General features: G+C 61.5%; 21 protein-coding genes and 1 pseudogene. 12 read left to right on the top strand and 10 right to left on the bottom strand.

Annotated elements, in window-relative coordinates; translation table 11 throughout:
* Window positions 1-4: 4 nt before the first annotated feature.
* Together GGD50_RS08750 and GGD50_RS08745 are read left to right on the top strand one after the other, a co-directional pair.
* Window positions 5-781, top strand: a complete 777-nt coding sequence (locus GGD50_RS08750; protein ID WP_107109377.1) for an SDR family oxidoreductase — start codon at window positions 5-7, stop codon at window positions 779-781.
* A 159-nt stretch (window positions 782-940) separates the two neighbouring features.
* Window positions 941-2,527, top strand: a complete 1,587-nt coding sequence (locus tag GGD50_RS08745; protein WP_107109376.1) for an aldehyde dehydrogenase (NADP(+)) — start codon at window positions 941-943, stop codon at window positions 2,525-2,527.
* 209 nt (window positions 2,528-2,736) lie between these two features.
* Here GGD50_RS08745 and GGD50_RS08740 read toward each other — a convergent pair whose 3' ends face one another.
* From GGD50_RS08740 to GGD50_RS08725, 4 genes are all read right to left on the bottom strand, one after another.
* Window positions 2,737-3,642, bottom strand: a complete 906-nt coding sequence (locus GGD50_RS08740; RefSeq protein ID WP_107109375.1) for an AraC family transcriptional regulator — start codon at window positions 3,640-3,642, stop codon at window positions 2,737-2,739.
* 217 nt (window positions 3,643-3,859) lie between these two features.
* On the bottom strand, window positions 3,860-5,089 hold the full coding sequence (locus tag GGD50_RS08735) for an adenylate/guanylate cyclase domain-containing protein (protein ID WP_107109374.1): 1,230 nt from the start codon (window positions 5,087-5,089) through the stop codon (window positions 3,860-3,862).
* A 33-nt stretch (window positions 5,090-5,122) separates the two neighbouring features.
* The gene (locus tag GGD50_RS08730; RefSeq protein ID WP_107109373.1) at window positions 5,123-6,739 is read right to left on the bottom strand and encodes a DHA2 family efflux MFS transporter permease subunit; all 1,617 of its coding nucleotides are present in this window, start codon (window positions 6,737-6,739) and stop codon (window positions 5,123-5,125) included.
* A 108-nt stretch (window positions 6,740-6,847) separates the two neighbouring features.
* Window positions 6,848-8,014 (bottom strand): HlyD family secretion protein, encoded by a 1,167-nt coding sequence (locus GGD50_RS08725; protein WP_107109372.1) that lies wholly within the window; start codon window positions 8,012-8,014, stop codon window positions 6,848-6,850.
* Between the two features lie 136 nt (window positions 8,015-8,150).
* Here GGD50_RS08725 and GGD50_RS08720 point away from each other — a divergent pair, with 136 nt between their 5' ends.
* Together GGD50_RS08720 and GGD50_RS08715 are read left to right on the top strand one after the other, a co-directional pair.
* A complete protein-coding gene (locus GGD50_RS08720; protein ID WP_107109371.1) occupies window positions 8,151-9,053 on the top strand; it encodes a LysR family transcriptional regulator in 903 nt (300 codons plus the stop codon).
* 115 nt (window positions 9,054-9,168) lie between these two features.
* Window positions 9,169-10,152 carry a substrate-binding domain-containing protein gene (locus GGD50_RS08715; protein WP_107109484.1) on the top strand — a complete coding sequence of 328 codons (984 nt, stop codon included), beginning with the start codon at window positions 9,169-9,171 and terminating at the stop codon, window positions 10,150-10,152.
* Window positions 10,153-10,217: 65 nt separating this feature from the next.
* Here GGD50_RS08715 and GGD50_RS08710 read toward each other — a convergent pair whose 3' ends face one another.
* The 5 genes from GGD50_RS08710 to GGD50_RS08690 form a co-directional block, all read right to left on the bottom strand.
* A complete protein-coding gene (locus tag GGD50_RS08710) occupies window positions 10,218-11,483 on the bottom strand; it encodes an ABC transporter substrate-binding protein (protein ID WP_107109370.1) in 1,266 nt (421 codons plus the stop codon).
* A gap of 137 nt (window positions 11,484-11,620) precedes the next feature.
* On the bottom strand, window positions 11,621-12,457 hold the full coding sequence (locus GGD50_RS08705) for a carbohydrate ABC transporter permease (protein WP_107109369.1): 837 nt from the start codon (window positions 12,455-12,457) through the stop codon (window positions 11,621-11,623).
* Window positions 12,454-13,377, bottom strand: coding sequence for a carbohydrate ABC transporter permease (locus GGD50_RS08700; RefSeq protein ID WP_107109368.1), 924 nt, complete (start codon window positions 13,375-13,377; stop codon window positions 12,454-12,456). Before GGD50_RS08700 ends, GGD50_RS08705 begins: the two co-directional genes overlap by 4 nt.
* The gene (locus GGD50_RS08695; protein WP_107109367.1) at window positions 13,370-14,533 is read right to left on the bottom strand and encodes an ABC transporter ATP-binding protein; all 1,164 of its coding nucleotides are present in this window, start codon (window positions 14,531-14,533) and stop codon (window positions 13,370-13,372) included. The genes GGD50_RS08700 and GGD50_RS08695 overlap by 8 nt, the downstream gene beginning before the upstream one ends.
* A complete protein-coding gene (locus tag GGD50_RS08690; RefSeq protein ID WP_107109366.1) occupies window positions 14,530-15,366 on the bottom strand; it encodes a metallophosphoesterase family protein in 837 nt (278 codons plus the stop codon). Before GGD50_RS08690 ends, GGD50_RS08695 begins: the two co-directional genes overlap by 4 nt.
* A gap of 236 nt (window positions 15,367-15,602) precedes the next feature.
* Here GGD50_RS08690 and GGD50_RS08685 point away from each other — a divergent pair, with 236 nt between their 5' ends.
* Together GGD50_RS08685 and msrA are read left to right on the top strand one after the other, a co-directional pair.
* Window positions 15,603-15,812: a SlyX family protein gene (locus GGD50_RS08685; protein WP_107109365.1), complete on the top strand. Its 210-nt coding sequence runs from the start codon at window positions 15,603-15,605 to the stop codon at window positions 15,810-15,812.
* Window positions 15,813-15,971: 159 nt separating this feature from the next.
* Window positions 15,972-16,724, top strand: coding sequence for a peptide-methionine (S)-S-oxide reductase MsrA (gene msrA / locus GGD50_RS08680; RefSeq protein ID WP_107109364.1), 753 nt, complete (start codon window positions 15,972-15,974; stop codon window positions 16,722-16,724).
* A gap of 7 nt (window positions 16,725-16,731) precedes the next feature.
* Here the strand turns inward: msrA and GGD50_RS08675 are convergent, their stop codons facing one another.
* A complete protein-coding gene (locus GGD50_RS08675; RefSeq protein WP_107109363.1) occupies window positions 16,732-17,148 on the bottom strand; it encodes an NUDIX hydrolase in 417 nt (138 codons plus the stop codon).
* Window positions 17,149-17,302: 154 nt separating this feature from the next.
* Between GGD50_RS08675 and GGD50_RS08670 the strand changes: the two are divergent.
* The 6 genes and pseudogenes from GGD50_RS08670 to GGD50_RS08645 all read left to right on the top strand — a co-directional run bounded on the left by GGD50_RS08670 (window position 17,303) and on the right by GGD50_RS08645 (window position 22,776).
* Window positions 17,303-18,225: pseudogene (locus GGD50_RS08670) on the top strand (bestrophin family protein).
* 61 nt (window positions 18,226-18,286) lie between these two features.
* Window positions 18,287-18,823, top strand: coding sequence for a sigma-70 family RNA polymerase sigma factor (locus tag GGD50_RS08665; RefSeq protein WP_107109362.1), 537 nt, complete (start codon window positions 18,287-18,289; stop codon window positions 18,821-18,823).
* The gene (locus GGD50_RS08660) at window positions 18,810-19,580 is read left to right on the top strand and encodes an anti-sigma factor family protein (RefSeq protein ID WP_107109361.1); all 771 of its coding nucleotides are present in this window, start codon (window positions 18,810-18,812) and stop codon (window positions 19,578-19,580) included. The genes GGD50_RS08665 and GGD50_RS08660 overlap by 14 nt, the downstream gene beginning before the upstream one ends.
* Window positions 19,581-19,603: 23 nt before the next feature.
* Complete coding sequence (locus GGD50_RS08655; protein ID WP_107109360.1) at window positions 19,604-20,320, top strand: Bax inhibitor-1/YccA family protein; 717 nt, start codon at window positions 19,604-19,606, stop codon at window positions 20,318-20,320.
* A 405-nt stretch (window positions 20,321-20,725) separates the two neighbouring features.
* Window positions 20,726-21,769 carry a LacI family DNA-binding transcriptional regulator gene (locus GGD50_RS08650; protein WP_107109359.1) on the top strand — a complete coding sequence of 348 codons (1,044 nt, stop codon included), beginning with the start codon at window positions 20,726-20,728 and terminating at the stop codon, window positions 21,767-21,769.
* Window positions 21,766-22,776 (top strand): Gfo/Idh/MocA family protein, encoded by a 1,011-nt coding sequence (locus GGD50_RS08645; RefSeq protein ID WP_107109358.1) that lies wholly within the window; start codon window positions 21,766-21,768, stop codon window positions 22,774-22,776. The genes GGD50_RS08650 and GGD50_RS08645 overlap by 4 nt, the downstream gene beginning before the upstream one ends.

Below are 22,776 nucleotides of genomic sequence, written 5' to 3'. Positions count from 1 at the left end.
CCCCATGAGCAACCGCCTTTCGGGCAAGCGTATCCTGATCACCGGCGCGGCGCAGGGTATCGGCCTTGCGATTGCCAAGGCCTGTGCTGCGGAAGGTGCGGCCCTATTCCTGATCGATATGGACGACGCATTGTTGACGCGCGAGGCGGAAGCGTTGAAGGCGGCGGGTGCTGTGCTCGGCTATGCGGCGGCTGACATAACTGACGCCGCAAAGATCGAGGCTGTGGTGGCGCAGGCGGGCAGGGAGATTGGTCAACTCAATGCACTGATCAACAATGCCGGCGTGAATGTTTTCTCCGAACCGCTGGCGACGACCGATGAGGAGTGGCAGCGCTGTTTCGACATCAATCTCAAGGGGGCTTGGAATTGCTGCAAGGCAGTGCTGCCCGGCATCATTGCAGGGGGCGGTGGTGCGATCCTCAACATTGCCTCCACGCATGCTTTCACCATCATCCCGCAAACCTTTCCCTATCCGCTTGCCAAGCATGCCCTGCTCGGCATGACAAAATCGCTGGGGCTCGAATATGCGGCTAGGGGTGTCAGGGTGAACGCGCTGGCGCCGGGCTATGTCGCGACGCAGAAGGTCATCGACTATTGGAACAGCTTTCCCGACCCTGAAGCCGCCAGGGCGGAAACGATGCGGCTGCATCCGGGCGGACGCATCGCGACACCGGAGGAGATCGCGCTCGCCGCCGTTTTCATGATTTCCGACGAATGCCCCTTCATGAATGCCACCTGCCTGACCGTCGATGGCGGTTTAAGCGTGCAGCAGCATCCTTGATTTCGAAACGCTGCAGTGCATAAGGTCGCAGCCGCTTTATCTCCCCGGATAAGGCTTGATATTTAGATGACGGTTATCATCTTACATCTGTCATTTCATCTTGCTATCTGCTTCTGAGGGGCGCAACTCCCGGCGCCCTGGCATCATCAAGGAATACCCATGACACAGTCTTTTGTGATTAGCGGCGATCTGCTGATCGGCGCGGATTCGACCGGCGACAACAAATCCGTGCGCGCCATCAACCCGGCGACCGGCGCGAATCTGGAACCAGCCTTCGCAATCGCTAGCGAGGCGGAGGTCGCCCGCGCCTGCGAGCTGGCGGGCAAGGCGTTCGATATCTATCGCGCCACCAGCCCCGAGGCACGCGCGACGTTCCTGGAGACGATCGCGACCAATATCATGGAGATCGGCGATGCGCTGATCGAGCGCGCCACCGAAGAAACCGGCCTGCCGGTCGCTCGCCTTCAGGGCGAGCGCGCCCGTACCGTCGGTCAGCTCCGGCTGTTCGCGCAGGTGGTTCGTTCGGGCGAATGGCTCGACCTGCGTGTCGATCCGGCGTTGCCGGAGCGTAAGCCGCTGCCGCGTTCGGACCTGCGCCTGCGCCAGATCCCGCTCGGCCCTGTCGCCGTCTTCGGCGCCAGCAACTTCCCGCTCGCCTTCTCGGTTGCCGGTGGTGATACCGCTTCGGCGCTGGCCGCTGGCTGCCCTGTTGTCGTCAAGGGCCATCTTGCTCATCCGGGCACTGGCGAACTGGTCGGCCGCGCCATCCGCGCCGCCGTCGTTGCCTGCGGCCTGCCGGAAGGCACCTTCTCGCTCCTGACCGGCGCCAATGAGACCGGTGCCGCGCTGGTGCGCAATCCGCATATCAAGGCGGTTGGCTTCACCGGCTCGCGCGCTGGCGGTGTGGCGCTTGGTGCAATCGCCGCAGCCCGGCCGGAGCCTATCCCGGTCTATGCGGAAATGAGCAGCGTCAACCCTGTCTTCCTGTTCCCGGCAGCGCTTGCGGCTCGCGCGGAAGCGATCGGCACGGGCTTCATCGACTCCCTGACGCTCGGCGCGGGCCAGTTCTGCACCAATCCGGGCCTGCTTTTTGCGATCGAAAGCCCCGATCTCGACCGTTTTGTGCAGGCTGCCAGCGATGCCCTTACCGGCCGCGCGCCGGCACCGATGCTGACGCCGGGCATTCACGCTGCCTTCGACAAGGGCGTTGCCGCACTGGCAGAGCATGACGCGGTCAAGACCGTGGCTCACGGCGCACCGGCCGAAGGCGTCAATCGCAGCCCCGGCATTTTCTTCGAGACGGATGTCGAGCCTTTCTTGGCTGATGAGCGCCTGGGCCACGAAGTTTTCGGCGCGGCAAGCCTTCTGGTGCGGTGCAAGGACATCGAACAGATGATCGCGGTCGCGGAAAAGCTCGAGGGTCAGCTCACTGCGACGCTGCAGATCGAAGCGGATGACCATGCCGTTGCCGCCAAGCTGCTGCCGGTGCTGGAGCGCAAAGTCGGCCGCATTCTCGCCAATGGCTGGCCAACCGGCGTCGAAGTCAGCCATGCCATGGTGCATGGCGGCCCGTTCCCTGCGACATCGGACAGCCGCACGACCTCGGTCGGCACGCTCGCTATCCGCCGCTTCCTGCGCCCGGTATCCTACCAGGACCTGCCGGAGGGGCTGTTGCCGGTCGAGCTTCGCGATGACGGCGTCAAGTCGCTGCCGCATCTGCTGGATGGCGTGCGCGGCGGCAACTGAGGGCGCCATCTCGACCTACCCTCGCCCCATCGGGAGTCCGAAGGACGGTTGAGACCCATGGCTCAACCCCGTTATGGGTAGCGCGGGGTGAGCGGGCGTTAAAGGCAATCTGACAGATAATGGTGCGGCGCTTTTGCGCCGCGCCCTCATCCGCCATCCTGAGTCTGTCGAAGGACGGGCATCTTCTCCCCGAGGGGAGAAGGAGGCTCTCAAACAACCGTAATCGGTGCCATATCGAAAGTGGCCGATATCTGCGATTCCCGCCATCGCCCCGGCGTGAGGCCGACGGAATGCGAAAAGACGCGGGTCAGGTGGCTTTGATCCGAAAAACCGCACATCAGCGCGATTTCGGCAAGCGGCATTCCTGCCCGCATCAGCTCCTTGGCGCGATCGACGCGGCGTTGCATCACCCAGCGATGCGGCGGGATACCGGTGCTGCGCGCGAAGGCGCGGGCGAAATGGCTGGTGGAGAGGCCGCAGTCGCTGGCAAGCTGCGCCAGGGACACATCCTGATCCAATCGGGCATTGATCGTGTCGCGGGCGCGGCGCAACTGCCAAGGCGTCAGGCCGCCGACCACGGTGGATCGCGTCATCTGCATGCGGCCGTAGCGCTGGGCGATATGGGCATTGAAGGCCTTGCCGACATGATCGATGAACAATGCGCTGACGCGATCCGGTTGTTCGAGGGCCGGGGTCAGGCAGGAAAACAGGTTTTCGATGACGGTGTCGCCGCTGGCGATGCCGGGCGCGAGGGGAAGTTCGATGATACGCTCAGTGCCAAGCGTGTCGGCGATCTGGTCGAAGGTCCGGCGCGACAGATAGATATTGGTCGTTTCCTCGCGGCGCATCTTGCCCGGCGGGTCGAGGATGAGGCTGGCAAGCCCTATCGTGCCTTGCGGAAAGGGAATGACGGGAACGAAGTATTCGCCGAGCTTTATCCGGTCCAGCGCCGGCTCCTGACGCTGCAGGCCAAGCACGAAACCGGCTTCACCGGCACGGCCCCCAGCCGTCTCGGGACAGTCCAGGGCAATTCCGTTTTTGCATAGGACAGCTTCCAGCGCAGACGCTGGCGTGCTCAGCCTGAAATAGTCTTCCGACCCCGCACCATGATGCATTGTTGCTACGCCCCAGCCTCACAACAACCGGCCCCTTCTCAGACCGATGCCAGTGACGATTACCAATTTTCGGACCACTATCCTAGATAGAGTGGCGCGAAAGCAGCAAATTGAGTCCAGGTGTGATATAAATGTCCTATCGCTAATATGTCATCCGCGTCAGCAGTCTCACTGCCGCAATCGATGGGGATATCCTCGCTCTGAGGCAGGATAGACGTCATCGGATGGGTGGCACAAACAGCTCGATTTCTTCGTCAAATCCCTTGAGCGGTCGGCTGCCGATCGAGATGCTCGGTTGATAGCCGAGCTTCTTGGCAAAATCCTCTGACATCAGCAGCGGCTCGCCGCTATCGCTGCACACGCCCTGTATCCGGCTGACGAGATTGACGTCGGGGCCGATGACGGTGAAATCCAGGCGGCGGCCTGAGCCGATATTGCCGTAGCTGACTTCGCCATAGTGCAGGGCGATGCCGGCCTGCAGGCGGGCATCGGGGAAATGCAGCGTTTCGAGGCGGGCGAGGATGGTATTGGCGGCGGCGAGCGCGGCATCGCTGGAGCGGGTTGCATCGTAGCCGGGGAAAACCGCGAGAACGGCATCGCCCATGAATTTCAGGACTTCGCCGCCTTCGCGGGCGATTGCCGGCACGACAGCGTCGAAATAGACGTTCAGCAGCTCCAGCACCCGCTCGCCGGGCAGGCGGTTGGAAAGTTCGGTAAAGCCGCGGAGGTCGCAGAGCATGAGCGCGGCCTCCATGGTCTCGATCTCGCCCTTGCGGATATGGCCGGCGAGGATGCGCTGCGCCGTCATCGGACCGATGTAGATATCGAGCAGGCTGAGCTCGACCTGGCGCAGCGTCCGCAGTTCGCAGGCATTGCGCAGCGACGGCATGATGCGCTCGATCAGTTGCCGTTCCGATGCCGTGAAGCCGCCGGGACGTTTGGTGGCGAAAGAGGCAGCACTGACGGGACCGTCGGCATTGCAGAGCGGCACGATCATCAGTTCCACCAGACCACGGCCGGCAAATGTGTCGAGCTGTTCCCACCGGTCGCCATCGTCGCCCCGGCCAGCAATGACGATGTCGCGGGTGTTCATGGCCTTCCATAATGCGCTGTGCAGGAACGTCTCGGTAATGGCCCCATGCTCGCGGTCGCGGATCTGTACAGGCTCGTTCGGTGACCAGGCGATGGAGCGGCCGAGGATTTCCGGATGTAGGGTCATGAGATGCAAGCTCAGCCGGTCGAGGGGAAGGCCGAGGCTCCTTAGGCGACGACCGAGGCCGAAGGTCAGGCCGGCCTCATCCAGCGCGTGGGCCTCGTCGCCCGAGAGCCATTCGATGAGGGCGAGGATGGCGGCCGGGCTGATGGCGCCCCGCTCGGAGACAGGATTTTCGATATCGAGAAGATCAGACAATGAAGCTGCTGCCTGGCGGGTTTTGACGGTGGTCATGATCGTATCTCCTTGGGGGCGGGGGCGCGGCGCTTAGTGAGCGCCGCCGCCTTCGATATGGCCGGGTTTCTTGAGTAACAGGCTGGCGATAAGCGCGGCGACCAGCGCGATGCCGAGTAAGTAGAAGGTGTCGCTGTAGGCCATGATATTGGCCTGTTCCCGCAGGCGCAGCGCGACGGCGACGATGGCCTTGTGCTGGGCGGTCGCAACGTCCGAGACGCCCTGGTTCATGAAATAGGCAGTCAGTCGTGCGATGCGGGCGCGGGTGGCTTCGTCGAAGACCGTGACCGAGTCCGTCAGAATGTTCGAATGGAACTGTTCACGCTTCTGGGCGAAGGTCTGCAGCATGGCGATGCCGACCGCGCCGCCGAGATTGCGCATCATGTTGAAGAGCGACGAGGCGGAACCGGCATTTTCTTTTTCAATGCCCGAAGTAGCGATGGCCGACAGCGGGGTAAAGACGAGAGCTTGGCCGATGGCGCGGACGATGTTCGGCCAGAACAGTTGGTCACTGGCATAGTCGGCGGTCATGTAGATGTTCATGAAGTTCGAGGTAGCGAAGAGGGCGAAGCCGACGACGATCATGATGCGCAGGTCGATACGCTTCATGAGGCGCGGAACCAGCGGGATCAACAGGAGCTGCGGGATGCCGGTCCAGGCGAGCACCATGCCGATCTGCTCGGAATTATAGCCCTGAATGCGGGTCAGGTAGATCGGCAGGATGAAGACTGAGCCATAGAGCGCGATGCCGAGCAGGAAGTTGGCGACGATGCCGAAGCCGAAGTTGCGGCGCAACAGCAGGCGCAGGTTCAAGAGCGGATGGGAGGCGCGCAGCTCGATGATCAGGAAGAGGGTCAGCGAGACGGCGGCGATGACCGACAGGCGGACGATGAAGGGCGAGCCGAACCAATCGTCCTTGTTGCCTTCTTCCAAGACGGTCTGCAGCGCGGCGAGGCCGATCGCCATGGTGACGATGCCGGGCCAGTCGCCCTTGGCGAGTAGGCCAAGGTTCATCGGCGCGCGGTCGAGCGAAGCCCAGAGCATGCCGACCATGATCGCGCCGGGAACCAGGTTGACGTAGAAGATATATTCCCAACCCCAGTTCTCGGTGAGATAGCCACCGATCGTCGGGCCGATGGCCGGCGCGAAGGTGGCCGACAGCGCAAAGAGGGCAAGGCCGATGGGCTGCTTGGCCTTGGGCAGCAGCGTGATGATGATGGTAAAGGCCATCGGGATCAGCACGCCGCCGGAAAAGCCCTGAATGGCGCGCAGGATGATCATCTGCTGGAGGTTGGCGGCGAAGGCGCAGGCGACCGAGAAGATGAGGAAGAGGATGGCGTTGACCAGGAGATAGGTGCGCACCGAGAACACGCGGACGAGCCAGCCGGTCAGAGGAATGACGACGATCTCGGCGATCAGGTAGGAGGTCGAAATCCAGCCGCCGTCATCCGTGCCGGCGCCGATCGCGCCCTGTATGTCGGCGAGCGAGGCGTTGACGATCTGGATATTCAGGACCGCCATGAAGGCGCCGAGGGTGGAGCCGATGACGGCGGTCCACATCTTCAATGGGCTCATGGTTGCCGCGCCACCGGCGAAGGGCACGGGTTTTGCGGAGGAATTGCTATTTGTGGCGATCTGAAGCGTAGCCATGACGTTTCTCCTCTGGCTCTCTGGGAGAGACAGTCTCACGGGGAGGTCCAAGTGATAATCGAGGAAGGAAGGGAAGGATCATCCAGTCTGGCTGGATAATCCCTCGTCTCAGTGTCCGCCTTGAACTGCGGCCTTGGTGTCGATCTCGGGTTCGACCGACATGCCGGAGCGGAGCAGGCCGGCAAGGCTTGCATCGTCGAGCGTGATCTTCACCGGGATGCGCTGGACGATCTTGGTGAAGTTGCCGGTGGCGTTGTCCGGAGGCAGCAGAGAGAATTCCAGGCCGCTTGCCGGCGATACACTGTCCACACGGCCTTTGATGGCGGCATCAGGGAAGCTGTCGACCTTGATTTCGACCGGCTGGCCGGGGCGGACATAGGTCAACTGCGTTTCCTTGAAGTTGGCGACGACATAGACCGCGTTGAGCGGAACGACGGCCATCAACTGCGTACCTGCCGTGACGAACTGGCCGATCCGCAGCGTGCGGGCGCCGACTGTGCCGCCTACGGGGGCGACGATTTCGGTATAGGAAAGATTGAGCTCGGCCTGATGGGCGGCGGCGGCGCTGCGGTCGCGCTGGGCAACGGCCTGGTCATGCTGGGTTTGAAGGACCGCGATCTTCTTCTGTTCGGCAACGAGAGCGGCTTGATCGCGCTGGAGATTGGCTGCGGCTTGATCACGGGCAGACTGGCTCTGCTCGGCGCGCTGCGTTGTGCCCGCGCCGTTGCGGATAAGGTTCTGCGAGCGTTGGGCATCGGCCTCGGCGAAGGTCAATGACGCCTGCGAGGCGACGATGGTGGCCTTGGCCTGGTCGATGACGGATTGCTGCAGGGCGATCTGCGCATCGAGATTGGTAACGGCCGCCCCGGCTGCCTTGACGTCGGCCTGGGCCTGGGTCAGCGCTGAGCGATAGTCGCGGTCGTCGACATGGGCGAGCACCTGGCCGGCCTTGACGTGATCGTTGTCGTTGACCAGCACCTCGGCGATGTAGCCGGAAATCTTCGGAGCAATGGTGGTGTAGTCAGCCTTCACATAGGCATCGTCGGTCGATTCGATGAAGCGGCCGGTCGTCCAGTAATGATAGCCATAGTTGCCGGCGAAGGCGGCGCCGGCCAGCAATGCGACGGCAATGATGGAGCGCTTGACGATTTTGCTGCCCGACTTGTTCTTCGGGGTTTCGGCGGCGGGGGTTCCAGTAACCGGAGCCTCGGCGACGGCGGGGGTTTTGACATCTGCTTCCAGAACGAACTGTTCCTTGCGCGGCAACTCAACCATTGTCTCTCTCCATGGTCTCGACCTCTGGGCGGAGGCCGGTGTTTCGTTGCCTGGAGAATGCTCCCTGACGCGTCGCGTGATAATGTGCTTAAATCGGGAAGGATCATCAACTCAGAGCGGATAATCGAGGGTCAATATGGACAGGCTGACGAGCCTCCAGGTGTTTGGGCGCGTGGTGGAATGCGGCGGGTTTTCGGCAGCGGCCCGGCGTCTCAACATGTCGGTCACCATGGTCGGCAACCATATACAATCATTGGAGGATCGCCTCGGCGTGCGACTGCTGAACCGCACCACGCGCAAGGTCAGCCTCACCGAAACCGGCAAGCTCTATTACGAGCGTTCCAGCCAGATTCTCGCCGATCTGGAGGAAGCCGACAGCGCCGCGGGCGCTGCGACCTCGACGCCGCGCGGCACACTGAAATTCTACACCAGCACGCATATCACCCGCTTCCTGTCGCCCGTCATCAGCGAGTATCTGAGCCTCTATCCTTCCGTGACGGTCGATTTGAGCATCGGCGAACGGATGATCGACCTGATCGAAGAAGGCTATGATCTCGCCATCCGCACGACGATGCCGCCCGATTCCAGCTTGGTAGCACGGCGATTGACGCCCTGGCGGCATGTACTCGTCTGCTCGCCGGACTATCTCCGGACGCATCCCGCCGTGACGGAGCCTGCCGATCTCGCGAGCCACAATTGCCTGCGTTACTCCTATTACCCCTATGGCGACGACTGGCGTTTTTTCACCGAGACCGAGAAACAGATTGATGTGAAGGTCGGCGGCAATATCGTCACGACGAGTGCCGAGACCTTGCGCTATATGGCGCAGAACGGGCAGGGTGTCTTCCTGGCGCCCAGCTTTCTCATCATGGACGATCTGGCCTCCGGCGCGTTGGTGCGGATGCTGCCGGACTACAAGCCGGCGGAATTCTCGATCAACGCCATCTATCCCAACCGCACCTATCTGCCGACGAAAACCCGGATCTTCATCGATCTCGTCGCGGAGCGTTTTGCGGAACATCGGAAATGGATGAGCTGAGAGGGACAAAAATCCTTCAAATAACTGTCACGGACCTCGGATAAATAGCCGGCCACTCCAGTAGCTCGATATTATCTCGTTGCTGCCGGACCTGAAGCCGGAGGTGCATGAGATCATGTCGACGCTCCAGCAGGTCGCCTTTCGTGCCGGCTGCTCGGTTGCGACGGCCAGCCGGGTGCTGAATCGCAACGGCCCGGTCAGCGACGAAATGGTGCGCCGCGTGCGTCGCGCCGCAGCCGAGATCGGCTATCGGGCGGGCAGCCGCAGCGGTAACGGCCGGCCGGCCATTGGCGTGCTCATTCCCAGCATCACCAATCCTGTTTTTGCGGCATCGCTTTCGAGCATCCAGAACAGGGCGTTGCATGCCGGGCATAGCGTACTGATCGCACAATCGAATTATGATCCGGCCCAAGAGGCCGATGCCGTCGCCTCGCTTCTCCAGCAGCAGCCGACCGGACTGATCCTCACGCTCTGCGATCCCGAACGCAGCCTGGTTTTGCCGTCTGCCCTGCCGCCGACCGTATTGCTCGGCAATCTGCCGACCGCTCGCTTCACCGCAGCCGTCGCGACCGACAATTTCGGTGCGGGCCGGGATTTGACGGGTCATCTCCTGCACAAGGGGCATCGCCGCATCCTGTTCATCTCCGGCCATTTTGCGGCATCGGATCGGGCGAAACTGCGCTATCTCGGCTATGTCAAAGCGATGGAAGCGGCGGGACAGCAGCCTCTCGATGCCCTTGAGATTTCCTTCGTGAGCAGCCTGGAACAGCTCGATCTTTCGGATGCGGTTTCGAGGCTAAGCCCGACGGCGATCATTGCTTCCAACGATCTTCTCGCGCTCGGTGTCATGGGTGCGCTTCGGCGCCAGGGGCTATCGATCCCGCGCGATATTTCCGTCGCGGGCTTCGACGGGCTTTCCCTCGGCCTGTTGGCGGAAGTTTCGTTGACGACGGTGGAAATACCGGACGGGACTATCGGGGCCGCGGCTGCCTCGCTGCTGCTCGACATGGCGGAAAATGCCGCCCCGCCGCGTCATCTGACCGTGCCCTATCGGCTGCGCTCGGGTGGAACAGTACGCAATCTCACCATTCCGTGTTGATGCATCGCCGCAATTGAAAACGCCGCCTCTCCGAGGAGAAGCGGCGCGGATTTTGCGATCAGATATCAGCTACGCGGCAACATGCCTTCGACATCGGAAGCAGCGTCATCAAGTGCTTCCTTCGGCTTGGCCGAGCCGTCGACGATGCGCGATAGGTTGTCGACGATGGTCTGCGTGACCTTGACTCCGTTGGCGCCCGGGAAGGCGTACCAGGGGATCATGACCGACATCTGGCTGAGGCCTGCCTGGAACAGTGGGTTCTTCTTGTAGAAGTCGCCGAGATATTCAGGAGATTTGGCGGCGAGTTCGTTGTTCGGAACATAGCCGGTGCCGGGAACGACGACCGAGGCGCCATAGGGGCCGGCGGCGAACTTGGCGAACTTCCAGGCAGCTTCTTCCTTGACCGGGTCATGGGTCAGGATGACGACGGCGTTGCCGCCGGTCGGCAGGCGGCCGTTGACCGGGTCGATCAGCGGGATCTTGGCGGTGCGCAGGTCGAACTTGGCGCCGACATTCTTGATGGTGTTGACGAGTGCACCGGTGGTCTGGAATTCGAAGCCGACCTTGCCGGCAGCGAAGGCTTGCTCGCCGGCAGGCTTGGTGAAGACCGGCATGCCGCCTTCCTTGACGAAGCGCTCGATCAGATCGACGGCCTTCTGTCCCTCAGGACCGTTGAAGGCAACTTTCGTCTCGTCGTCGCTCAGCATCTTGCCGCCGGCGCCGAAGAGGAGAGCGGAGAACATCCAGTCGTCGCCCTGCCAGCGGAAGTCCATGCCGTCGACGCCGTTGCCGAGCGCCTTGATTTTGCCGGCGAGCGCGATGACTTCATCCCAGGTCTTCGGCGGGTTGTCCGGATTGCCACCGGCAGCCTTCACCAGGTCGGCATTGTAATACATGATCGGGTTCGACGTCGCGAAGGCGAGGCCGACCTGCTTGCCCTTGACCTGGGCGAGCTTCAGGATCGTGTCCGAGAAGCCCTGGTCGGCCATGTTGCCCTCTTTTTTGACGAGGGGGCCGAGATCGACGGCGACATTGCGCTCGTCCATCATGCGCAGGCGGTTGAGGCCGATGAAGGTGACATCGGGCATTTCGCTCGTGCCGGCCTGGCGCAGGATGGTCTGGATGCCTTCCTCATAGGTGGCCGAAGGAGCGGCGAACTGGATCTTGATGTCGGGGTTTTCTTCCATGAACTTCTTCGAGATCGTGTCCATCACGTTCTTGAAGAAGCCGGGCATGGGATAGTGAACAGTCAGGGTCGTTTCGGCGTAGGCCGGGACCGTCACGACCATCGAAATGGCCGCGGCGGCGAGAATCTGGGTGATATGCTTCATCGCTCGTTCTCCTGTCGAGCATGATGCCGAAAAATGCATGCGGTTTTCGGACGACATCATGCTCTACTTCTTTGATTCTAGAGCGGATTCAGATTTTAGATCGATACGATCTAAAATCATCCGCTCTAGGGAACCAGTCAGCCTTTGAGACCGGTCATGGTGATGCCCTCGACGAAACGCTTCTGTGCGAGAAGGAACGCCGCGACGAGGGGAAGGGTGATGATCAGGGTTGCCGCCATGAGGGCGCCGTAGTCGTCGCCGGCTTCGGCGGCGCGGAAATACATGAGGCCCAGCGGCGGGGTGGCGTAGTCCTGCTTGCTGATGACAATCAGCGGCCAGTAGAGGTCGTTCCAATGCGCGACGACCGAGAAGATCGCGAAGGCCGTAACTGCGGGCCAGGCATTCGGCACGATCACACGAGCGACGATGCCGAGTTCCGACATGCCGTCGAGGCGGGCAGCGTGGATCAGATCGTCGGGCATGGCGCGGAAGAACTGCAGGAACATGAAGATCGCGAAGACCGAGATCGAGAAGGGCGCGACGAGGGCCGTATAGCTGTTCAGCAGCGATAGGCTGTTGAAGCCGACATAGAGCGGCAGAGCCGTTGCATGGATCGGAATCAGCAGACCGAGCATGACCAGCACCATCATCATGCGTGCGGCTGGAAATTTCAGCTTCGCCATAGCGTAGGCGCAAGGGATGGCGATCAGCACTTGGAAGAAGAAGATCAGGCCGCAGACGAGGACGCCGTTGAGCAGCAGCGTGCCCATCGGCACCTTGCTCAACGCATGGGTGATGTTCTCGATGTAGAAGAAATGCGTCGGGATCAGCTTCAGGGCGGAGGTGAAGATATCGTCCTGCGCCTTGCCGGCGGTCGAGATCATAAAGATGTAGGGCGCCAGGAAGACGAGCGAGCCCAAGATCAGCGCTGAGAGGCGCAGGATGCGGCCGGGAGTGAAGCCTGTCGAGGTCATGTGTAATGCACCTGCCGGTCTTGAACGCGATATTGCAGGAAGGTCAGCACCACTAGGATGGCGAGAAACACGGTCGTCATCGCCGAGGCGTAGCCGACCCGGAGATAGACGAAGCCTTCCTGGTAGATGGTGAAGAGCAGCACTTCCGAGGCATGGTTCGGGCCGCCGTCGGTCAGCGTCTTGACGGTATCGAAGACCTTGACGGCGTTGATGATGCTGATCGTGGTGACGAAGAGCGTCGTCGGTCCGAGCATCGGCCAGGTGACCAGCCAGAAGCGGTCGAGCGCCGATTTCGCACCATCCACTTCGGCGGCGGCGTAGAGTTCGCGCGGGATGGCGGTGAGGCCGGCGAGGAACAGCACCATGTTGAAGCCGACCGACTGCCAGACGCCGATGATCGACAGGCTGTAGAGCGCGGTCGCCGAGGAGCCGAGCCAGTTCGGGCCGCGTACACCAATCTCGGCCAGAAGCGCGTTGATCGGGCCGATGGTCGGATGGAAGAGATATTGCCAGACGGTCGCCATGGCGACGATCAACGAGGCGACGGGCAGGAAGTAGGCCGTGCGGAAGAAGCTGCGGCCGATGCCTTCACTCTCGATCAGCAGCGCCACGCCGAGGCCGAGTACGATCGAGACGGGCGCGACGATGGCGGTATAGACCGTCGTGTTCCACAGGGATTTCTGGAACGTCCGGTCCCGAAGCAGGTGTGCGAAATTCTCGAAGGCGACGAAGCGGAAGCTTTTGTCGCCGAGCTGGAAATCGGTGAAGCCGAGGAAGACGACGGCGACGATCGGCAGCAAAATGAAAATCACGATCAGGACGATGGCGGGCAGCGCCAGCAGCAGGGCCGTGCGGGCTTCGCTGCGCTCGCGCGCCGCCACCGACTGCATCGGCATCGACGTGGCGGCCATGCTAGCCATGGGCTTTCTCCCTGGCGGCATCGGCCGCAACAGGCACGGCGCGCAGACGGCGGCCATCTTCGGCAAAGACCATGGCCTGTTCCGGCGCCAGCGTCAGGGCGACGGGCATGCCCGCGGATAGGCCATTCGCATCGGCGGGGGTGAGCTTGGCGATCATGCTTTCGCCGATGCCATCGAGCCGGGCGTGCAGGATGACTTCGGAGCCGAGGAATTCCATCCGTTCGATATGGGCGGCGAGTGCATCCTGGCGACTGTCGGCCAAGCGGACGAATTCCGGACGGATGCCGAGCGTGACCGCAGTGCCTGCAAAGCTGGTTTCTGCGAGCGCCAGCCTGATGCCGCCGAAGGCGACGATGCCGTTTTCGGCCAGGGCCGGCAGGAGGTTGATACGCGGCTGGCCGACGAAGCGGGCGACTTCGATATGGGCCGGATCGTCATAGATCGTCTGCGGAGAGGCGAGCTGCAGCAACTGCCCACCGATCATGACGGCGACGCGATCGGCCATGGAAAGCGCTTCGGCCTGATCATGGGTGACGTAAACGGTGGGAACGCCGGCGCGGCGATGCAGGTCGACGATCTCGCCGCGGGCATGGACGCGCAAATTGGCATCGAGATTGGAGAGCGGCTCGTCCATCAAGAAGACGCTCGGCTGGCGCACCATGGCGCGAGCGAGCGCCACGCGCTGACGCTGGCCGCCGGACATCTGGCCGGGCTTGCGGTCGAGCAGATGGTCGATCTTCAGCGAAACCGCCATCTCGCGGACATCGCGGATGATGCCGGAGCGGATGTTCTTTTGACCCGGCAGCAGGGCGCCGATGAAGGGCAGGCGCTGTACGCGCGTCAGGCGGCGCATGGCGAGCGGCACGGCGATGTTTTCCGACGCCGTCAGATGCGGATAGAGCGCGTAGGACTGGAAGACCATGGCGATGTTGCGGTCGGCCGCAGCAACGCCGGAGACGTCGCTGCCGCCAAGGATGATTTCACCGCTGTCGGCGTGATCGAGCCCCGCGAGAATGCGCAGCAGCGTGCTCTTACCGCAGCCGGACGGCCCAACGAGGGCAATGAACTCGCCCTGCTCGACCTCGAGGCTGACGCCCTTGAGGATGGCGTTGCCGCCGAAGGACTTGGCGATGCCGCGAAGCGAAAGCGCGCTCATTCGGTCGGCTCCTTCTGTGCCTTGGGTGCGGCCTGCGGATAGACTTCCATGACAACGTCATCGAGGAAGTAAGCCGTCATGCCGGGCACGGCGACGAGCTCGGTCGATACGGTCTCGCCAAGCTCATGGATAGCGGCGCCGATCAGCCGTTCGCCGGGCATTTCACGTTCCATCTTGTCGAGGATGAAGGCGCCGGGCGGTGCCCATACCAGCTTCGTGTCGTTGAAGCCGCCTTCCCAGGTCCAATGCAAATGGCCGCTGCCGAACAGGGCCACGTCATGGGCCGCGATTAGATCATAGAGCCGGCCGCGCTGCACCGGGCGCACGCTCCAGTAGCCGGTATCGCCCTCATCCGGCGCATCGACGAAGAGCGGCTTGTGGGCGAAAAGGGCAACGCGGCGGTCGCCACGGCTTTCGAGCATATCCTGCAGCCAATCGAACTGCTTCTGTTCCTCGGCATCCTCGAAGCCCATCAGCAGGCTGTTGAGGCCGATCAGCCGCCAATTGTCGACGTCCTTCGCCCAATAGTCGGGACCGACGAGACGACGCCAGCGTTCCAGCCGCTCCGGATTGACGGGCTGATACGAGCCGGGCAGGTGGCCGACATCGTGGTTTCCGGGCACGATGAGCATCGGCGCGGAGACCTGCCGCATCATGTCCATGGAAAAGAGGAGATCTTCGTCCTTGTCGGCGCCGTCGACGCTGAGATCGCCGGTGTGAACGACGAGATCGGCGCCAGTCGCCTCGATCCATTTCGCCAGCGGCTCCCAGTTGCCGTTGAAATGCGGCTTGTTGGGGCTCAAATGCGTGTCGGTGATCTGGATGATCTTCAAGGCGCGTCTCCGAGGTCTTCAGAAAGGGTGCGCCTGCAAAGGGATTGCCTTCAAACTGGCGCGTCTCTGCGCTCTCTTTAGAAGGCCCTGATGTCAGTTAGGTAACGGGTCTTTTCATATGTTTTTCAGTTTTGTCACATCACCGTCAAATGGCGCCGGCGCCCGTCATATGCTTGATTGAGTCACTATACGTCTGCTGTCGGGGTGCTATAGATCGCTGCCGAAGGGAAACAGAGATGTCAGACGAACAAAGTCGTATCACCGCACTCGAAGAATTGGTGGCCTATCAGGCAAAGACGATCGAGGAACTGTCCGATCAGGTGGCGGAGCAGTGGAAAGTGATCGAGCAGACGCGGCAGAAGCTCGACCGGCTGACCGAACGCTTCCTGACGCTGGAAGAACAGAGCCTGGACGCTCCGGCCATCACGAAGCCGCCGCATTACTGAGCGGCTTTGTCGGCGCAATCAGATCGACGGCCCGCGCTTCCGGCTGTGGCGTACCATCACGTTTCGGTGTTTCACGCGCCCGTGTGTAACAAAATGCCCGGTCCTCCCGTATCCCCTGGTGACGAGAGATTTTATAATCTCCGCTGAAAGGAGATCATCATGAACCGTGCATCGAAAGATACGATCCGCAAACGCCTGCCGCGTCTTGCCCGTCCAGCGGCTTTCGCAGCCGGTGCAATCTTGCTTGCCGGCGTGGCGTTCCAGTTCGTTACCAGCGCCTCGGCCGAAGACGCGCGTGTCATTCCGGCGCCGACGGTCGATGAAAAGCCGGGTTCCGGCGGTACGGAGACCACCGTGCTCGCTGGCGGTTGCTTCTGGGGCGTGCAGGGCGTGTTCCAGCATGTCAACGGCGTCATCAGTGCCACGTCGGGCTATACCGGCGGCAACAAGGATGCGGCGCATTATGAGATGGTGAGCACCGGCGATACCGGCCATGCCGAATCCGTGCGCATCGTTTTCGATCCGCACAAGATCAGCTACGGGCATCTGTTGCAAATCTACTTCTCGGTCGCCCATGATCCGACGGAGCTCAACTATCAGGGGCCGGACAGCGGCACGCAATATCGCTCGGCAATCTTCCCGACCAATGCCGAACAGGCCAATGTCGCCAAGGCCTATATCGACCAGCTCAATCACGCCAAGGTTTTCGACGCGGCTGTCGTCACCAAGATCGAGCCGGCACGGCAATTCTATGCTGCCGAGGACTATCATCAGGACTTCCTGACGACACATCCCAATTATCCCTACATCGTCATCAACGATCTGCCGAAGATCAAAAACCTGCAGCGCATTTTCCCGAAAGACTATCGCGCCGATCCAGTTTTGGTCGAAGCGAATGCCTCGGCGAATTGACTGAGTTCTATTTCACGCCGGCGGCGAGCTGCTGCCGGTGAGTGGGCAGGATCTGGTGTTCCGTCAGGGGTGCTAAAGGGATATCGCCGGGATTGGTCGGAGATATCCACCGTATTTCTTCGATCTCGGCGGCGGGCTGAATGACATCGTCGCCGATATCGAGGCGGAACACCTCGGCAATCACTTGATGATCCGGCTCGTTGGCGGCCTCGGCTTCGAAACGGCCGATAGGACTTAACTGTGTCTCGGCAAAGCGCAGGCCGATTTCCTCACTCAGTTCGCGGATCAGTGCGGCCGCGGCGGTTTCTCCGGCTTCGATCTTGCCGCCCGGCTGCATGAAGGCTGACGTTCCCCGCTTGCGGACCAGTAAGGTGTCGCCGTTGCCCCGCAGGATCAAGGCGGCTGCAATACGGATGCTCTTCATCAAGTCGTCCTCTGTCGTTTCCGTGCCCCCTCGTCGATATATCCAACTATGATGGCTGGTGACAGTCGCTACCAATTGCGGAAGAGTGGATTGTTTCCTGCTTGTCTGATGTATTGCTCGGCAAATCAAATCCTAGCCGAGAGTTCTTGCCACAATGATCGTCCGAGACAGGCCGAGTCTTTTTCAGCTTTTTTCATCGTCCGCGGTTCGGTCATTCGCCGGATACTGCCGCAGATCGTGGTGATTTTCCTGTTGTCGGCGTTGATCGTCTGGGGGCATGAAGAGCGTCCGAATGTAATCCTCTCGTTCAATGGATCGCCTTTTGCCCTGCTCGGCATCGCGCTTTCGATCTTCCTCGGCTTTCGCAACAATGCCTGCTACGACCGCTGGTGGGAGGGCCGGCGCGTTTGGGGTCAGCTCGTTTATGTTGCCCGCGGTTTTGCGCGGCAGACGCTCATTCTGGAATCGGCGGGAGAGAATGGTCGCCAGGCGCGCAGGAATTTGTTGCGGCTGACGATGGCTTTCACGCAGGCGCTGGTCTGCCATTTGCGGCCCGGCGGCAACGAGAACAAAGTGTTGAACCACCTGTCGCCCAGCGAAGCCGATTTCTATCATATGGCTCAAAATCGGCCCGATCTCTTGCTGCGCCTCATGTCGACGGACCTTGCACGACTCAAGGCTGCGGGTGACATTTCGGACATCCAATATCAGATGCTCGATGCCAGCGTCGGTCAGATGGGAGTGGTGCAGGCGGCTTGTGAGCGCATCCGCAACACGCCGCTTCCCTTCGGCTATACGCTGCTCTTGCACCGCACGGCCTATCTCTTTTGCTTCCTGCTGCCCTTCGGTTTCGTAGACACGCTCGGCTGGGGTTCACCCTTCGTGGCCGCTTTGGTGGCCTATACCTTCTTCGGTCTGGATGCCCTCGGTGATGAGCTTGAAGATCCTTTCAGCAATCGCCCGAATGCGCTGGCGATCGGCGCGCTGGCCGATACGGTCGAAATCAACCTTCGCGAAGCGCTCGGCGAAGCCGATCTTCCTCCAATGCCGCAGCCGAAGGATTTCGTGCTGATGTAGCGTTCAAAAAATATTTGCCGGGCGATGGAATAGGATCGGCTCGGCTTCCGTATATTGGGGTATGGAACGCAAAGGACGAACATTCGATGTTTTGGGGCAGCTCGGTTCGCTGAGACGCTATGCCCGTTCGCTCGTCCATAATGCGGATGAAGCGGAAGACCTGGTGCACGATGCGCTGGTCAAGGCCTATGAGCGAAAATCCTCTTTCCGGCGCGGCGCGAACCTGCGCACCTGGCTGCTTTCGATCCTGCACAATGCCCATATCGACCGGCTGCGCCAGACGCGTTCGCTCAATCGCCGCCATGAAGAGGCGGCTGCCGAATTCGACCAGGCCCTGCCGGCTTCGCAGGATCATGCCGTGCGCCTGAAGCAGGTGCGAGACGCTTTCTTCAACCTGCCGGAGGAGCAACGCGAAGCGCTGCATCTCGTGGCGATCGAAGACCTTTCCTATCAGGAAGCGGCATCTGCACTCGGTATTCCCGTCGGTACGTTGATGTCGCGCATCGCCCGCGCCCGCGCCAGCTTGAGAGATTTCGAGAACACATCACCCACGGTTTCGCATCTTCGACTGATCGGAGGCGGCAATGAAAACAATTGATCCCGTCATCGACGCCGATCTCGACGCCTATGTCGATGGTGAGCTGACCGTCGCGCGCCGCGTCGAGGTGGAATCCTACCTCTCGGAACATCCTGCGATCGCCGCCAAGGTGATGGCCGATATGAGTATCCGTGGCGAGCTGCGCATGGCACTGGCCGGCGGAGGACTGGCGGCGAAGGCGGAAACCCGCGAGGCCGCGCGGCGGCTGGAACGCGGGCTGGCTTATGGCCGGGTGCTGAGCTCGTTCCAGCGGGTTGCCGCCGTTGCCATGCTGATGGCCGCCGGCTGGGTCGCGCATACGTCCTTTGGCGCTTTCACCGCGAGCGAAGTCAACGCGTCCGTTCCGGTGCCGGCTTTCGTCGATGATGCGGTACAAGCTTACCGGGCGACAGCCTTGCGCGAAACGATGAAGTCGCAGCCGGCGCAGGCTGCCTTTAATCCGGATGAAATCCGCGCATCGACGGCGATCGTCCTGCCGGAACTGCCGCAGGGCTGGCGTGTCACCGATGCGCAGATCTATCCGTCCGGTTTCGGCCCGAGCGTTGAAATGACGATTGATGCCGGCAAAGGCGGTCAATTGTCGCTGTTTGCCGTCCGTCCGGGCAGTTTCGGTGTCCAGAAGGTCAGCCATGTCAAGCGTGACGATGTCCAGGCTGCCTATTGGCAGATCGGCGAGGTCGCTTACGCGCTGATCGGCGACGGCAAGGCGGCCGAACTCGATGGCGAGGCCGAAAAGCTCGCCCGCAGTCTGTACTAGTTTTGAATCAAAGGAGAACGACCATGAACCCGACCAATCCGCGATACGGCTATGGAGCCGCCGCTGGCTCGCAGGCGCTCTTCGACGAAGGTCTGCGCAAGCATATGCTGCGCGTCTACAATTACATGGGCATCGGCCTTGTGGTGACCGGTATCGTCGCGCTGATCGTCGGCACGACGCCGGCGCTCTATGTGCCGATCTTCCAGACGCCACTGAAGTGGGTCGTCATGCTGGCGCCGCTCGCCTTCGTGCTGTTCTTCTCGTTCCGCATCCAATCGATGTCGGCAAGCACGGCGCAGACAATGTTCTGGGCCTTCTGTGCGGTCATGGGCCTGTCGCTCGCTTCGATCTTCCTGGTATTCACCGGCACCAGCATCGCGCGAACCTTCTTCATTGCCGCAACGATGTTCGGCGCGACGAGCCTTTACGGCTACACGACCAAGCGTGATCTTTCCAACATCGGCTCGTTCCTGATGATGGGCCTGTTCGGCGTGGTCATCGCCAGCGTCGTCAATATCTTCCTGGGTTCGAGCGCGCTGCAGTTCGCGATCTCGGTCATCGGTATCGTCGTCTTCGTCGGCCTGACCGCCTGGGATACGCAGAACATCAAGGAACAGTATGCCGAAAACTACGATCAGGAGTCGTCGCAGAAGCTGGCCGTCTTCGGTGCGCTGTCGCTCTACCTGAACTTCGTCAACATCTTCCAGCTTCTCCTGAACTTCACGGGCGAGCGGGAGTAACACCGACAAAGATTGCGTCCTGGGGGTTCAAAGGGACGCATGACGCGCCTGCGGTATCTGCGCCGATACCGCAGGCGCAACTTTTTTGGGGGATCAGGAAACGGCGCGTTCGTCCATCCGGTCGCGCAGCATGCTCCAGGGGAGCAGCATATTCGGCGCGTTTCTATCGATGCGATCTGGCCGGAAAGCTTGGCGATTTAGATCGTTCCAAATTTTGATGCAATATTTCGAAAAATTGACTGCCGAGCAGATAATGCCTTTCGGGCATTGAAGGCAAATTAAATCCTATATTTTCCATGCGGTTCGCGAGCGCGCTCGTTCATCTTCGTATTTCTTCATTGACAAAATTTGGAACGTTCCAAATAATCACCGCAACAAAAGAATTTGAATCTCGCGGGGAGACGGATGAACAAGGGACGTGTCACGGTCATCGATATTGCGCATGCCGCCGGCGTGTCGAAATCGACCGTGTCGCTCGTTCTGCAGGGCAGCTCGCTCGTCAATGAGGCGACGCGAGCCAAGGTGAATGCGGTGATCCGCGAGCTTGGATACGTCTACAATCGCGGCGCCGCCAATCTGCGGCAGGCGAAGTCGAAGATCGTGGGTATCGTCGTCAACGATCTCACCAACAGCTTCTTTGCCGAGCTGGCCGTCGGCGTCGATATGGTTGTGCAGTCGGCAGGCTATGTGCAGTTCCTGTCCAATACCGGCGAGAGCATAGACCGGCAGCGCGAGGTCGTTGCCTCCATGCGCGAGCACGGTATTTCCGGCCTGATCGTCTCGCCGGCGCGCGGCACGGAAGCGGCGGACTTCAAGTCGCTGACCAATGCCGGCATTCCGGTGGTGATCGTCGTGCGCAATATTCCCGGGGCGAAGGTCTCGTCGCTGGTGTCGGACAATTTTGCCGGCGCATCGGCGGCGGTGGAGCATCTGGCCGGTCTCGGTCACCGCCGCATCGCCTTCATGGGCGGCTTTGCCAATACCGCCGTTTTTGCCGAACGGCTCGGCGGCTATCGCGATGCGCTGGCCAAGGCGGGAATAGCTTTCGACGATGATCTCGTCGTTGCCACCGCGCCGTCGCGTGCCGGCGGCGTGGAAGCGGTCGGCCGTGCCATGTTGCTCGCCAATAAGCCGACTGCGGCCGTGTGTTTCAACGATGCGGTCGCCTTCGGCGTCTGCGATGGACTGAGGGCGCGGCGGCTGGAGCCGGGCGTCGATTTTGCAGTGGTTGGTTTCGACGATGTGATCGAGGCCGAAAGTGCGGTGCCTGCACTGACGACGGTTTCCGTGGATCCGCAGGGCATGGGCCGGCGGGCAGCACAGTTGCTCCTGAAGCAGATCAATTCCGGCAAGGTGGAGGCAGAGGCGATCGTCAGCGCCGTGCGGCTGGTGGTGCGCCAGAGCTGCGGAGCCGGGCTGGATACAACGGCTAGGAGGGTCGTGTCATGAGCGGAGGTGTGAAATGGGGCTTGATCGGCGCAAGCACGATCGCCCGTGAATGGATGATCGGCGCAATTCGCGCGACCGGCGGCGACGTCGTCTCCGTGATGAGCACGGATGCGGAGCGCGGCCGTGCCTATGCGGCAGAGAATGGCATTGCCCAATCGGTGACGGATGTCGCCGACCTCGTGAGCGATCCCGATGTCGATGCCGTCTATATTTCGACGACCAACGAATTGCATCGAGACCAGACCTTGGCGGTGGTCAAGGCCGGCAAGCATGTGCTCTGCGAAAAGCCGCTGGCGCTGACGGTGGAAGATGCGCGGCTCATGGTGCAGGCTGCGAAGGGAGCCGGTGTGGTCATGGGCACCAACCATCATCTGCGCAACGCAGCCAGCCACCACGCGATGCGGGAGGCAATCGCCGCCGGCCGGATCGGCAAGCCGCTGAGCGCCCGCGTTTTCCACGCCGTCTATCTGCCGGCGCATTTGCAGGGTTGGCGGCTGGACAAGCCACAGGCGGGCGGCGGCGTCATTCTCGACATCACCGTTCATGACGCCGACACGCTGCGCTTCGTGCTGAACGATGATCCGGTGGAAGCGATCGCGCTCGGCCAGAGCGGCGGCATGAGCAAGGCCGGGCTTGAGGACGCCGTGATGGGCGCTTTGCGTTTCAAATCCGGCGTCATCGCCCAGTTCCACGACGGCTTTACCACGAAATATGCGGAGACCGGCTTCGAGGTGCACGGCACAGATGGATCGCTGATCGGCCGCAATGTCATGACGCAGCAGCCTATCGGTCATGTCTTCCTGCGCAACAGGGATGGTGAGACGGAGCTGCCGCTCCATCACCACAATCTCTACGAGACGGCGCTTGCCGCCTTTCATGCCGCGATCGAGGGCCGGGGAAAACCGTCGGCTACCGGCGAGGATGGCGTGTGGTCGCTGGCAACGGGGCTTGCCGTCGTCAAATCGGCTGCGACCGGCGAAGCCGCCAAGATCGTTCCAGGACTTTGA

It is taken from the genome of Martinezella paranaensis, assembly GCF_014200235.1.
Classification (GTDB): domain Bacteria; phylum Pseudomonadota; class Alphaproteobacteria; order Rhizobiales; family Rhizobiaceae; genus Rhizobium; species Rhizobium paranaense.
Note: the sequence above shows the minus strand (reverse complement) of the source record. Positions and strands in the feature narration are given on the sequence as shown.